Origin of the sequence: Bordetella genomosp. 5 (genome assembly GCF_002261475.1) — a bacterium.
Lineage (GTDB): Bacteria > Pseudomonadota > Gammaproteobacteria > Burkholderiales > Burkholderiaceae_B > Bordetella.
In genome coordinates this window covers 57,574-71,263 of the sequence record NZ_NEVN01000010.1, presented here as the reverse complement: position 1 = coordinate 71,263, position 13,690 = coordinate 57,574, and the positions used below count along the sequence as shown (strand labels likewise).

Sequence of the window (13,690 nt, the reverse complement as noted above, 5' to 3'; positions counted from 1 at the left end):
TTCATGGCAACCCCGCTGAAAACCCTGATCGGAAAGCTGAACCAGACCTGCCGCAAGGCGGCCGAACGCGCCGCCAGCCTGTGTATGGCTCAGGGCAACTACGAGGTCGATCTCGAACACCTGTTCGTCGCGCTGCTCGAGCAGCCGGCGAGCGACGTGGCCGTCATCGCGCGGCGTTGCCGGATTCCGACCGATACGCTGGAAGCGGATCTGAAGGCCGAGATCGGCCGCTTCAAGAACGGCAACACGCGCACGCCGGTTTTCTCGCCGCATCTGCCCACGCTGTTCGAGCAGGCCTGGCTGATCGCCTCGCTGGATACGCAGACCACGCGCATCCGGTCGGGACATCTGCTGCTCGCGCTGCTGGTGGAGCCCGATCTGGCCCAGCTCGCGAAGCGCGGCTCGACGCTGTTCGAGTCGTTCCGGCTCGACGAGCTCAAGCGGGATTTCGCGGCGATGACCGAAGGCTCGGAAGAAGCGGGCCAGAGCGTGGGCCTGGCCGACGCGGCCGCACCCGCCGATGGCGTGCCCGCCCCGGGGCTGTCGCAGACGCCCGCGCTGGATCAGTACACCACCAACCTCACCGAGCGCGCCCGCGAAGGCAAGATCGATCCGGTGATCGGCCGTGATGCCGAGATCCGCCAGATGATCGACATCCTGACGCGGCGCCGCCAGAACAATCCCATCCTGACGGGCGAGGCCGGCGTGGGCAAGACGGCGGTGGTCGAAGGCCTGGCGCTGCGCATCGTGGCCGAAGACGTGCCGCCCGCGCTGGCCGGCGTGACGCTGCGCGTGCTCGACATGGGCCTGCTGCAGGCCGGCGCGAGCGTGAAGGGTGAGTTCGAGAACCGCCTGAAGAACGTGATCGACGAGGTGAAGAAGAGCCCGACGCCGATCATTCTGTTCATCGATGAAGCGCATACGATGATCGGCGCGGGTGGCCAGGCGGGGCAGAACGACGCCGCCAATCTGCTCAAGCCGGCGCTGGCCCGTGGCGAGTTGCGCACCATCGCCGCCACCACCTGGAGCGAGTACAAGAAGTACTTCGAGAAAGACGCCGCGCTGGCGCGCCGCTTCCAGGTCGTGAAGGTCGAGGAGCCCGACGAGGTGCTGGCCGCCGCGATGCTGCGCGGCATGGCGCCCCTGATGGAACAACACTTCGGTGTGCGCGTGCTCGACGAGGCGATCCAGGCCGCGGCCCGTCTGTCGCACCGCTACATCACCGGACGCCAACTGCCGGACAAGGCCGTCAGCGTGCTCGACACGGCGTGCGCCCGCGTGGCGCTCGGCCGCAGCGCGACGCCGGCGCTCATCGACGATGCGCGTCACCGCCTCACGCGTCTGCGCGCGGAGCAGTCCGCCTTGCAGCGTGAAGCCGCCGCCGGCGCACCTGCCGCACGTCTCGGCGAGCTCGTCCAGGAGATCAGCGCGGTCGAAGCGTCGCTGGCCGAGGCCGAGGCGCGGCATGCCGCCGAAAGCGATCTGGTGACGCGCATTCACGCGCTGCGCACCGAACTCGAGGCGGGCGACGCGGCCGCCACGGGCGAGGGCGCCGCCGCACCGGCCCCGACGAGCAAGCGCAAGGCCGCGCCGCCGGTCCTCACGCCCGAGCAGCAGCGCCTGGCCGGCCTGCAGGACGAACTGCGCGCGTTGCAGGGCGAGAATCCGCTGGTGCCGGCCTGCGTCGATGCGCAGGTGGTGGCCGAGATCGTGTCCGCCTGGACCGGCATCCCGCTGGGCCGCATGGTGAACGACGAGATTCGGACCGTGCTGGAATTGCAGCCCATGCTCGCCGAACGCGTGATCGGTCAGGACCACGCGCTGCACGCGATCGCGCAGCGTGTGCGCACCGCACGCGCGGGCCTGGAAGATCCGGACAGACCCAAGGGCGTGTTCCTCTTCGTCGGCCCGTCCGGCGTGGGCAAGACCGAGACCGCGCTGGCGCTGGCCGACATTCTGTACGGCGGCGAGCGCAAGCTGGTCACCATCAACATGAGCGAGTACCAGGAGGCCCATAGCATCTCGGGACTCAAGGGATCGCCGCCCGGATACGTCGGCTATGGCGAGGGCGGTGTGCTCACCGAGGCCGTGCGCCGTCAACCATACAGCGTGGTGCTGCTCGACGAGATCGAGAAGGCCCACCCCGACGTGCTGGAGCTGTTCTTCCAGGTCTTCGACAAGGGCGTGATGGACGACGCCGAGGGCCGCGAGATCGATTTCCGCAACACGCTCATCATCCTGACCTCGAACGTGGGCTCGTCGGCCATCATGCAGGCCTGCCTCAACAAGCCCGCCGAGGAGCGGCCCACGCCGGATCAGCTGGCCGAGCTGCTGCTGCCGCAGCTGTACAAGGCGTTCAAGCCCGCCTTCCTGGGCCGCATGAAGACGATCGCCTACTACCCGGTGGACGACGACGCGCTGGTGCGGATCATCGCGCTCAAGCTCGGCCGCATCGCGCGCCGCGTCGAGACCACGCACCGCGCGGCGTTCGAGTGGGACGATGCCCTGGTCGAGGCCGTGCTGGCGCGTTGCACCGAGGTCGATACCGGCGCACGCAACGTCGACCATATTCTCAACGGAACGCTGCTCCCGGAAATTGCCGAGCACGTGCTGGGCCGCATGGCGCAGGGCGAGGCCATCGCGAAGATCCGCGTGAGCGCCGGCAAGAACGGTGAGTTCCGCTACCGCATGACCTGACGCCAGGAGACGCCGTCATGGCTATCGAACTCTCGGCCGGCTACACCCAGGCCGACCGCCTGCTCACCCTGTCGACCCCGCTGGGCCGCGATACGCTGCTGGCCGAGCGCCTGCGCGGCTCGGAGCGGCTTTCGGGCGGAGGCTTCGCGATCGAGGTCACGGCGCTGTCGGACGACGCGCACGTTCCGTTGAAATCGCTGCTGGGTCAGCCGGCCCAGGTCCTGCTGCAAACCGCCCTGGGCAAGGACGACAAACGGGCATGGTGCGGGCTGGTGTCGCAGGCGCGCTTCGAAGGCGCCAATGGCGGCTTCGCGCGCTACCGGCTGCGCATCGAGCCGTGGCTGGCGCTGCTGCGCCAGCGCCGTGACAGCTTCGTGTTCCAGGACGTGTCGGTGATCGAGATCATCGACAGCGTGTTCGGCGACTACAACGGGAAGGGCGCCGTCGCGCCCCAATGGCGTTGGGAGGTCAAGGACAGGGCGGTCTACGGCAAGCGCAGCCTCACCATCCAGTATCGCGAGACCGACTTCGCGTTCGTGGAGCGGCTGCTGGCCGAAGAAGGCCTGTATTACTGGGTGGAGCACGAGCCCGCGGAAGACGCGCCGGGCACGCACACCGTGGTGATCGCGGATCACAACGGCGCCTTCGTGGCCGGACCGCAGGAGTCGGTGAAGTTTCAGCGCGCCGACGCCACCGAAACGGAAGACACGATTCAATCGTGGCGCCAGGCGCGCGCATGGCGCACCAATGCGGTGGAGCTCGCGAGCTGGGACTATCGGGCCATGGTGGCGCGCAAGGTGAGCGCCCAGGCCGAGGACAAACTGCCCAACAGCATCGATCTGGCCGATGTGGACTACCCCGGCCAGTACATGTACGAGGACAGCGACCAGGGCGATCGCCTGGCCCACAATGCGCTGGCCGCGCAACGCGTGGGCCGTTCCGTCTATCAAGGCGAGGGCACGGTCCGGTCGCTGGCGGCCGGCCAGCGCTTCACGCTGGTCGATCATTTTTCGCCCTCGCAGGGTGAGGGCAGCGAGTTTGTCGTGCTGTCGATCCAGCACGAGGCCCGCAACAACTTCGACGAGTCCCTCGGCCTCGCCGTCGAGCAGGCGCTGGGCGCCGCGGGCGAGTCCGCGCTGACCGACGCCGAGTTCTATCGCAATCGCTTCGAGGCCATCGCTTCCAAGGTGGAGTATCGGCCGAGCACGCACGACGGTCACGGCGCGCGGCTGCATCCGCGTCCCACCGTGCACGGTGCGCAGACGGCGCTCGTGGTCGGCTCGAACGACCCCGTGCACACCGATCGCGATCACCGCATCAAGGTGCAGTTCCATTGGCAGCGCGGCAGCGCGTCGAGCAATCGCCAGAAGCATCCCGCGGGAGACGACAACGCGCCCGCCGGCGACAAGCTGGGCACCTGGGTGCGCGTGGCCGAGCCGGTCGCGGGTGCGGACTGGGGCGGGCACTTCGTGCCGCGCGTCGGCCAGGAGGTGCTGGTGCAATTCCTGCATGGCGACATCGACCGGCCCGTCGTGGTCGGAGCGCTCTACAACGGCGCCGGCGCGGAGAATGCGGCCAACAATCAGGTGCAGGGCGGCGCGGCGAACGCCACCGGCAACGCGCCGGCCTGGTTCGCCGGCAGCGAAGAGGCGCACGCGCACAACGCGGTGCTGTCCGGCTTCAAGACCCAGGCGCTGGCCGACAGCGGCCAGGGCATGGGCGGCTATAACCAGCTGGTGCAGGATGATTCGCCCGGTCAGTCGCGCCTGAGCGCGGCCACCACGCAGGCCGACACGCGTTTGAGCCTGGGCCACCTGAAGCAGCAGCGCGATAACGAGCGCCTGTCGGATCTGGGCCATGGCGCGGAGCTGGCCACGCAGGAGGCGGTGGCCTTGCGCGGTGGCGCGGGTCTGTTGATCAGCGCCGACCGGCGCGAGGGCGCCGCGGGCAGTTTCCTCGATAGCGCGGAAGCGATCCGGCAGATGGAAGCCGCGTCGACGCAGGCTGCCGAGCTGGCCGAGAATGCCGTGCGCCAGGAAGCCATTCTGCAGGACGACAGCGCCAAGCCGCGCGCCCTGAAAGAGCTGGAGGCCGTGCGGCAGGTGGCCGAAGGCACGCAGACGGAAGACGGCACGTCGGTGGCCGCCTACACCACGCCCCACATTCAAGTGAGCGCGCCCAAGGGCATCGGCCAGTACACCCCCAAGAACGCCTACGCGGTCGCCGGGGCCACCCTGACGCAGATCGCGCCCGACGTGAACTGGGCCGCGGGCGCCAACATGGCCGTGTCCGTCGCTCAGGGCGTGTTGCTCTTCACGATGGGCCTGGGCGGCAGCGGCGGCGCGGTGCCCGAAAAGGGTATTCGCCTGCACGCGGCCGGCGGCGCATTGCGGCTGCAAAGCCAGAAGGCGCGCATGCGCCTGATCGCCGAGAAGGCCGTGACGATCGCATCGGCGCAGGCCAGCGTGGAAGCCACCGCGTCCAAGAGCGTGCTGGCGACGGCGGCGGGCGCCTACATGCGCATCGAAGGCGGAGGCATCCAGCTGCACGCGCCGGGCAAAGTGGAGCTGCGCGCGGGCGTGCATAGCTGGGTCGGGCCGCAAAGCGGCGCGGGCCCCGAGGCTCCGCCCCAGGGCGCGCTGGAGGGCTGCGGCGCGGCGCTCGAGGACGCGGCCGGCAGCGGCGCGTTGGCAGCATGAGCGCGGCGCACGCGTTTCCTTCGGCCGAAGCGCGCCTCGAGGCCGCCATCGCGGGCATGCGTGCCGTGCTGGACAGGCGCGGCAGCCGGCGCCTGCTGCTGCTGTGCGACACCACGCTCGACGACCCGCTCGGCGACTACTTCGAGGCCGAGGGCCTCACGCGGCGCCAGGTCGAACTCATTTCGCAGGGCGCGTCACGCGCTCCGCTGTCGCTCGTGGAGGTGCCCGATGAAGAGCGCCACGAGCGTGTGGTCAACGCCAGCGTGCGCCTGGCGATCGCCGAGGCGATGCGCGCGGCGCCCGCGAGCCGCCGTCCGCGCAGCATGGCCGCGTGGCTCGCCACCGATCTGCCGCTCGCCGAAGCGGCGCGGCGGATGGTGCTGCGCGGCCGGCTGCGCGACGCGCAGGGCCGGGTGCGGATGTTTCGTTACTGGGATCCGCGCAGCACGCAGTTCCAGCGCGAGCTGTATGCCGGCGCCACGCCGGCGAGCTGGATCGCCGGAACGGTATGGATGTATGTGGATGCCTTCGCCCATTGGCACGCGCTGCCGGACAGCGTGGGCCCGATGCAGGAGGCGCTGCCGGACTGGGCCCGCCTGAACCGCCTGGGCTGTATCAACGCGGTGCTGCAACGACTCAATACCGAGGGCCTGCGCTGCGTGCCCGAGGTGCTCGAGCCGGTGCGCCAGGCGCTCGACCGGGGCGCGGCATTGGCGCTGGCCGACGACGAAGACCTGAGTCTGTTCGCCGCATGGCGGGTGGTGCTGGATGCGCCGATCGAACGCGCGCCGTCGCTGCTTGCGCTGATCGAGGAAGTGCGCGAGGAGGGCGGACGGCTGCGTCACGCCGCGCGCGACATGGATGACGAGGATTGGCAGGCATTCGCGCAGGAGGCGCGCATGCCGGAGGGATTGCGAGCATGAGCAACGAGTACGAAAACCTGCCCTGCAAGGGCAAGTTCTGCGGCCGGCCCGGCCTGCCCATTCTGCCGATGCGCGTGAGCTACGTGCCCGAGGGGCGCAACGATCTGCCCGACGGCGTGTACATGTCGCCCGAGCTCTATCACAAGACGATGCGGGGCGGCGCCTACATGCTGCGCGCCATCACCGCGGGCTATGTGTTCGTCTGGGATCCGCGGCGCACCTATGGCTGGCGCGCATTCGCCGCCACCGCGGGCGGTCAGTTCAAGGAAGTGGAGGTGGACGACGCCGCGCGTCCGTCGGAAGAGCCCACGTTCACCTGCACGCGCGAAGGCCATGGCCTGGAAGCCGCGCTGATCAACATCGCACGGCCGGAGCGAGCGAATCGGCCGGTGTGGGTGGGCTACTCGCGCGTTTGGTGGACCGAAGACATCCGCAAGGAGCTGGCGCGCGACAAGGCCTGGCGCGAGAAGGTGATGGTGGCCGTGGACGCGAAGGCGGTCCATGGCGGTGGCCATCCCGATCGCGAAACGGGCTGCCGCGTGAACGAAGACGGCAAGCAGCTGCAGGATCATTCCATCGAGTTTCGTGACGCCGCGACGGCGCGCAAGTTGTTCGAGAACACGCTCACGCCGGGTGCGATGGGTTTCGGCGGGCGCGCGGCCGAGATGGCGGCCAAGATGCATGCGCTCTCGCCCAAGGGCGGCATCATGCTGGCGCTGCCGGATCCGGTGGGCATCCTGGCCGACATCTCCACCTGGCGCAACAAGAACATGGCCGAACTCGCGGCCTATCACCTCGACCCGGAGCGCATGTGGGACGTCAGCTCCGCCGAGCTGATCGACGGCGTGCGCAAGCAGACGCGCCCCGGCACGGACGAGTACCGGCGCATGTCGGATCGCCTCGATCTCAGCCGTGTCACCGACGTGCTCACCAAGAACAAGGCCGAGATCGAAAAATTCCGTCAGCCCATCGAGGGCGCGGCCGACGATTGGGGCTGGTGGTTCGGCCGCGACCGTTTCTGGCTCGCGCTCGATACCTATAGCCCGGTCGACTCGCAGACCGGCGCACGCCTCGAAGAGGATTTTGCGCTGAGCGTGGATGGCGCCGGCGCGGTGACGGTGGAGCATGGCGCGATCGACGCCGTGCTCAAGGAAGAAAACGTCTACGGCAAGTACCGCGCCATGTGGCGCGCGCTGGCGAACAACGACGACAAGCTGCTGGAGTTCCTCAAGAAGGAGGTCACGACGAAATTCGTGCTGGACCGCGCCAATGACATCCGCAACTTCTGCTCCTCGTTCAAGCAGTGGATGCAGGACCGTCGCGGCAGCGGGGCCGCGGCTGCGGCCACCGCCACGGTGCGGCCAACCACGGCCATCGTTGGCCGGTTCGTGTCCACGCAACTGTTGCGCTACACCACGACCGCGACGCGGCCGCTCAACGGGCGCATCTACACGCGGGTCGCGGCCACCATGGCGTATCGGCTGGACATCGTGCTGTCGGTGCAGACGCACTCGACCACGGTGCCACGGTTCATTTCCGAGATGCACCAGATCACCTTCGGAACCTTGAACTACTCGATCTCGATAGCGCCGCCCACAGAGGGTTACTTCGCGTCGAATCCGATGACGGCGAGTTGGATGGGATCGCACATCGAGACGACGAGCGAGGTGCAGTTCACGTATCTCGTTCCCGAGCAGATCGCGGCTCGCCCGGGGCCCGCAGCCGCGCCGTCGAGCTCGCCCGCCGGCGCCTCGCCGCCCGGCGGTCCGCTGGTCCACCGGCCGCCTGGCACTGCGCTGCCGGGATCGTTGCCGGTGCCGAGCGTGCACACGCCCTCGCCGCTGGGCGGTCTGGTGCGTTGGGCCAAGAGCCTTGACGGAGCAAGCTCCGCCGCGGGCGGCGTGCTGACGCTGCTTGCGCTCAACTCCTCGGTCAATGACCTGAACAAATCGCTGGAGAAGAAAGACAACACCGAGCAGCGCAAGGCCATCTTCGGCATCGTGTCGGGCGTGCTGGGCGTGGGCGCGCTGGTCAGCGAGGTGATCGCGGGCGGGGTGGGCGCGCGCGTCACGCAGAACTCGCTTCTCACCATGAATCTGCGCCTGAGCATGCGGCTGGCGGCGCTGCGTACCGCGGGCGCGGCCTTCGCGGCCGCCGCCACGCTCACCGACGGCGTGAACAGCGCGCTCGATGCGATCGACCAGTACGACGTCAAGAATTACGAGGCGGGCAACGCCTATCTGGCCTCGTCGTTCTTCCTGACGCTGTCGGGCCTGTCGGGCGTGGCGGCCGCGGTAATCGGCGTGGGTGGCGCGCTCACGGCGGCGGGCGTGGTGGCCGGCTCCGGCGCGGCGGGTACGCTGGTCGCGCTCACGCAGGCGGGCACCGTGCTGCTGGGCATTCCCGTGTGGGGCTGGATCGTGATCGGTCTCGCCGCGCTCGCCATCGGCCTGTACTTCAAGTTCTGGGGCGACTCGGCCAAAGAAACCGATCTGGAGATCTGGTACACGCGCTCGCGTTTTCGCAGCGCCAAGTATCAGGAGGCCGACGAGGATCGTCCGGTGTTCGAATCGCGCGAGCACGAGATCGAGTCGTTCAACATGGCCGTGTTCGGCGTGAAGGCCAATCTTGAATGGCGCGGCTTCATGCAGGGCGAATTCGTGGGCCGCGATCGCGTCGTGCTCGAGCTCGTGCTGCCGGGCTATGGCAAGGGCAGCGATTATGCCTACAGCTTGAAGTTCACCGGCCCCGGGCGATCCGAAGTGGTGGCCAGCCGGGCCTCGCGCCTGTCGCAGGATCCCGACCTGCAGCCCAGGCCTCCGTCGCAGCAGACGGTCTCGGCCGCACCGGCGCGCGACGGCGTGCTGGACAAGATCGACGATTACGTCAGGGGCATGGGTGAGAAACCCGGCTGGGCGCGCGGCTGGCAGTGGCTGCGCGAAGACCGCAGCGCGCCCGTCGAGTTCGTGACCGAGCCCTTCGACCCCGCCGTGGACTTCACGGAGAATGAGGGCTATGCCGTGCTGAAGGCCGAGTTGCTGGTGGACGATGACGTGTTCAACGGCGCGGTGCTCAAGGTTGAGTATTGGCCCGACGCGGAGCGGATGCCGGAAGTCGTGTCGGTGCCCACCGGTGGGGGCGGCGCCAATTTCATTACCGCCAAGGACTGAGGAACGTACGCGATGATGCAGGGTATCAAGGTCAAGGCCTATACGCGCTGGCACCAGTGGTCGGTGCCGATCGGGCTGTTGATCGCATCGGCGGCGTTCCTCGGCCTGCTGTTCGGCCTGCAGCAACCGCTGTGGGCGATCGGCGTGGCGATCGTTTGTTTGATCGTGCCGCCGGTCGTGGCATTCCAGGGATTTCCGACCAGCAACGAAGCCCGCATCGACGCCGAGGGCCTGAGCTTCTCGCGCCGTGGCCCGGTGCTGTTTTCGGAAATCGGCAGCTGGAGCGCCGAGGACTATCTCAAGCTCGCCCGGCCGGGCAAGCCCACGCTGCTGGTCGGCGCCATCGACGCGCCCAACAGAGAGCGCCTGTTGCGCGAGTTTCAGGCGGGCCTGGCGGCCTGGCAGACGCGCCAGCCCGGCGCCGGTCACGGCGCACGCCAGACCTACTTCTACGGTTCTTGGCGCGGCAGGCTGGTGGGCCTGCTGATCATCGCGCTCGGTGGCGCGGTGATGACGATGGCGCTGCGGCTGGCGGAGCCCAGCGTGATGCTGGCGGCCGTCGGCGCGCTGGGCGGTCTGTTCGGCGTGGCAATGCTGCTGGGCAAGCGGCGCTGAGCGTCAGCAGGGCGCCGTCTCGCCTTTGCGTCAGGTGTCTGCCTGTCTGGCTGCGATTACGCAAGCGCGGCCTCCTGCGCTCGTTGAATTAGAAGTTCTTCTACATAACAGACCTTGGGCCTCGAATTAATTTGTAACCGTGGCCCGGAGTTGTAGTAGAACACTGCATAGCAGGCGCTCGATCGCGCTGTCGATCTCGCCGTTCCTATCCTGCATGTCCGGACCTTGTCTAAGACCAACAAGGAGTCTGCGCATGAAGCTGGAAAACAGGAAGGTGTCCACCCGTCTGGCGGTGGGATTTGGATTTTTGATCGCGGCCATGCTGGCCATCGCGGGTGGCGGGCTCTACGCCATCTCCGCACTGACCGGCAGCCTGCACGAGATCACCGTCGTCAACAACACGCAGCAGCAGCTCGCGCTCGCGATGCGCGCCGCGACACTGCGTCGCGCCATCGCGGTGCGCAGTGTCGCCATCAGCCGCGATCCCGCCGAACGCAAGGCGGCGCAGGCGGCTTTCGTGGAGGACGGCCTGCTCTACGATACGCTGCGCGACCGGCTGAGCGATGAGTTCCGCCGTTACGCCTCCACTACCGAGCCCGAGCGCGCGCTGTTGCGCGAGGTGATCGCCGATCAGAAGGCGATCGGGCCGCGGCTGGATGAGTTGATGCACGATCTGATGTCCGGCGACCCGGCGCGCGCGCATCCGACCTTGCTGAGCGAGCTCAAGCCGATGCAGGACGTCTGGATTCCGCGGCTCACCGAATTGGCCAACCTCGAAACGCAGCTCAACGAGGTGGTGATCGCGGAGGCGCAAAGCCTCTCGTCGACGCTGCGCGCCATGATCCTGTCGGTGTCCGTGGCCGCGTTGTGCCTGGGCGTGGCGGCGTCGTTTCTGATCGCCCGCAGCATCCTGCGCCAGCTTGGCGGCGAGCCCGTTCAGGCGCAGACGTTTGCACGCATGATCGCCGCCGGCGACCTCACGCACACGTTGCAGAGCGATGGCCGCAATCCCGACAGCCTGATGGCGTCGCTGGAGGCGATGCGCCGGCAGCTGGTCGGCATAGTGACCACCATCCAGGGCTCGGCGATTTCGATCGCCGACTCGGCCAGCCAGATCGCCGAAGGCAATGTCGACCTCTCGCGGCGCACGGAAGAACAGGCCGCCTCGCTCGAAGAGTCGGCCGCCAGCATGGAGCAACTGACCGCCACCGTGCGCCAGAACAACGATAGTTCGCGCGTCGGCAGCGAGCTCGCGCGGGTGTGTGCCGACACGGCCCGGGAAGCCGGCGTGTCCGTGGCGCAGGTGGTCGAGGCCATGGGCAAGATCGAAGCCTGCTTCGCCACCGTGGCGCAAGCCGTTTCCATCGTCGAACATGTGTCGTTCCAGACCAATCTGCTGGCCCTCAACGCCGCGGTCGAAGCGGCGCGCGCCGGGGAACATGGTCGCGGCTTCGCGGTGGTCGCCGCCGAAGTGCGGACGCTGGCACACCGCAGTGCCCAGGCGGGCAAGGAGATCAGGCAGGTGATCAGCGAGTCGGCCGAGGTCGTGAGCCATGGCAGCGCGCTGGTCGAGCAGGCCGGCCTGGGAATGCAGCGCGTGGTGGACTCCGTGGCCGAGGTGGCCGCCATTTCCAACGGCGTGGCCATCGCGTCGCAAGAGCAGACGCTGGGCATCGAGCAGGTCAACGTCGCGGTGACGCAGATGGACGCGATCAGTCAGCAGAACGCGGCATTGGTCGAAGAGTCGGCTGCCGCGACCGAAGAGCTGGCCGGTCATGCCGCACAGCTGCGTCAGGCGGTCTCGGTGTTTCGGACCACCCCCGCGCCGGGCCAGGCCGGCACGGCGCAGAAGTGGGTGCTGCAACCCGACGCGAGCAACACGCTGGTGATGATGCCGGCCTGATGTAGGCGGACGCACGTCGCCCCGAGGAACACCTGCGGGGCGACGCCGTGTCAGCGGCCCGGCGCGCGCGAGGTCAGCACATCGCCCGCGACCGGGCCGTGTTCGATCGCGCCGTCCGCGCCACGGCGGTACTTGATGCCCGCTTCGCACGCCTTCGGACGCATCGTCCAGACCCAGCCATGCAGCCCCCGCCCGCTGCCCTCGGGCGAAAACAGCGGCATGTTCATGCGCAGCCCGTCGTCCTGGCCCAGGTCCAGCGTGCACATCACGGTGCCGCAGCCGTCGTCTTCTTCGTCCGGATTGATGTCCGCCACGTGCACGATGCGGGTCACGAGCGGCTCGGCCTGCACGCGCTTGCGCAGCGCCGGCGGCAGGTCATTGACCGGAAACGCCTCGCGGCCGTCGCTGGGCTCCTTCTCGAAGGGCTGATCGAGCCGCACACGCCGGAAGTAGTACTCGCTGCGGCCCATCAGGCCGCGATTGGTGATGGCTTCCGCCATGTCGCCGAACTCGTCGTCGCGCAGCAACAGGGCCTGGTCGCCCGACCGCATGAAGGTGAGATCGCTGTCGTTGGCATCGCTGCCGTGCGAGTCACGCCGCAGCCGGATGTCCAGCGACACCGTTTCGGCGCCGTCCTCGGCGCGCTTAGCGGTGTAGCTGCCTTGATAGACACGGATGTCGCCGCGCTCGAAGGTCTTGTGGTGGATGCGCCAGAACAGCAGGCGATAACGGCCCTCGGGGGTGAGCGACAGCATGCGATGCCAGTCGATGTAGGTCGACATGTACAGGCCGGTCACGCCGTCGTTCCGATCCGGCGCGGCGGCCGCATCGGCGGCGAACTCGGCGCGATGCGCCACCGGCACGGCGTCCTGGACCGTTTCTGGCGGCGTGTCCTTGGGCTGAGGCGGGTCGACGGCGTCGCGCAGCCGCCGATGCAGCTCGAGCGCGTCGGTCTTCTCGGCGCGGAACATCTGCATCGTGAGATGCATCTGGTCGATCTCGTAGACCTCGCCGGGCGCGAGCGGCCCGCATTCTTGCCGCGCCGTGCGTACCATGTCCGCTTCGATCAGCAGATCCAGATCCTCCGCGTCGAGCAGGAATTTATTGAAGAACACGTCCAGGCTCCAGACCAGATCGCCGCTTTCCTTGGAGACCGGGTCGATATAGGCCACGTCCTCGTCGGTCTCGGTGAGCTTGCGGTAATAGAGCAGCACGCCCAGGGGCGTCAGCCCGATCGGAATGCGTTCGAGCGTGGGGCGCGGCGACACCAGCCAGCGGTCGAGCACCGGCTGCCAGATCCGCGGATCGATCAGGGCCAGCTGCCATTCGCCGTAGAACCCCAATCCCTTCTTGCGCCACAGCTCGAGCAGGCTGGCGGGCAGTCTGCCTTCGTAGGCGGCCAGCAGATCGGCCGGCGCCGGTCGATTGGACCGGTGCGGCGGATGCGCCTTGATGAAGGGCTCGAGCGCGAGGCGACGAAAAAAGACCATGCCGTGTTCCTTCGAGGTGGAGTGTCCGGGTCCGCCGCATCATAGGTGGCTTCGGCGTCTCGACCTTTGCAGTCTGTCACCGGGCATGTGCGAATTCGAAAAGGCGTTCCGACACGCGGAATCCCGCGCCGGAACCCGGCGGTTGCACGCGCAACCGGGGCGTTTTGGCGTGGCGTCAAGCCGCTTGTTGTTT

7 protein-coding genes are annotated in these 13,690 nt (G+C 68.2%); 6 read left to right on the top strand and 1 reads right to left on the bottom strand.

All coding sequences use genetic code 11. The annotated features are described in order from the left end of the window. Window positions 1–3 precede the first annotated feature (3 nt). The 6 genes from tssH to CEK29_RS18920 all read left to right on the top strand — a co-directional run bounded on the left by tssH (window position 4) and on the right by CEK29_RS18920 (window position 12,007). The gene (gene tssH, locus CEK29_RS18945; RefSeq protein ID WP_094858992.1) at window positions 4–2,697 is read left to right on the top strand and encodes a type VI secretion system ATPase TssH; all 2,694 of its coding nucleotides are present in this window, start codon (window positions 4–6) and stop codon (window positions 2,695–2,697) included. Window positions 2,698–2,714: 17 nt separating this feature from the next. Continuing rightward, on the top strand, window positions 2,715–5,396 hold the full coding sequence (locus CEK29_RS18940) for a type VI secretion system Vgr family protein (protein WP_094858991.1): 2,682 nt from the start codon (window positions 2,715–2,717) through the stop codon (window positions 5,394–5,396). Beyond that, window positions 5,393–6,319, top strand: a complete 927-nt coding sequence (locus tag CEK29_RS18935; RefSeq protein WP_255176204.1) for a hypothetical protein — start codon at window positions 5,393–5,395, stop codon at window positions 6,317–6,319. Before CEK29_RS18940 ends, CEK29_RS18935 begins: the two co-directional genes overlap by 4 nt. Further along, entirely contained in the window at window positions 6,316–9,489 is a 3,174-nt protein-coding gene (locus CEK29_RS18930; RefSeq protein ID WP_094801492.1) for a T6SS effector BTH_I2691 family protein, read from the top strand. Before CEK29_RS18935 ends, CEK29_RS18930 begins: the two co-directional genes overlap by 4 nt. Window positions 9,490–9,501: 12 nt before the next feature. After that, window positions 9,502–10,104: a hypothetical protein gene (locus tag CEK29_RS18925; protein ID WP_094858990.1), complete on the top strand. Its 603-nt coding sequence runs from the start codon at window positions 9,502–9,504 to the stop codon at window positions 10,102–10,104. A 253-nt stretch (window positions 10,105–10,357) separates the two neighbouring features. Beyond that, window positions 10,358–12,007, top strand: a complete 1,650-nt coding sequence (locus tag CEK29_RS18920) for a methyl-accepting chemotaxis protein (protein WP_170948507.1) — start codon at window positions 10,358–10,360, stop codon at window positions 12,005–12,007. A 50-nt stretch (window positions 12,008–12,057) separates the two neighbouring features. On the opposite strand, the gene CEK29_RS18915 is transcribed toward CEK29_RS18920, so the two are convergent. After that, complete coding sequence (locus CEK29_RS18915) at window positions 12,058–13,497, bottom strand: GAD-like domain-containing protein (protein WP_094858989.1); 1,440 nt, start codon at window positions 13,495–13,497, stop codon at window positions 12,058–12,060. Between the last annotated feature and the right edge of the window lie 193 nt (window positions 13,498–13,690).

Coding starts and splice junctions, on each gene's coding strand:
- CEK29_RS18915 (WP_094858989.1), bottom strand. CDS start 13,497: ATGGTCTTTTTTCGTCGCCTCGCGCTCGAGCCCTTCATCAAGGCGCAT.
- tssH (WP_094858992.1), top strand. CDS start 4: ATGGCAACCCCGCTGAAAACCCTGATCGGAAAGCTGAACCAGACCTGC.
- CEK29_RS18930 (WP_094801492.1), top strand. CDS start 6,316: ATGAGCAACGAGTACGAAAACCTGCCCTGCAAGGGCAAGTTCTGCGGC.
- CEK29_RS18925 (WP_094858990.1), top strand. CDS start 9,502: ATGATGCAGGGTATCAAGGTCAAGGCCTATACGCGCTGGCACCAGTGG.
- CEK29_RS18940 (WP_094858991.1), top strand. CDS start 2,715: ATGGCTATCGAACTCTCGGCCGGCTACACCCAGGCCGACCGCCTGCTC.
- CEK29_RS18935 (WP_255176204.1), top strand. CDS start 5,393: ATGAGCGCGGCGCACGCGTTTCCTTCGGCCGAAGCGCGCCTCGAGGCC.
- CEK29_RS18920 (WP_170948507.1), top strand. CDS start 10,358: ATGAAGCTGGAAAACAGGAAGGTGTCCACCCGTCTGGCGGTGGGATTT.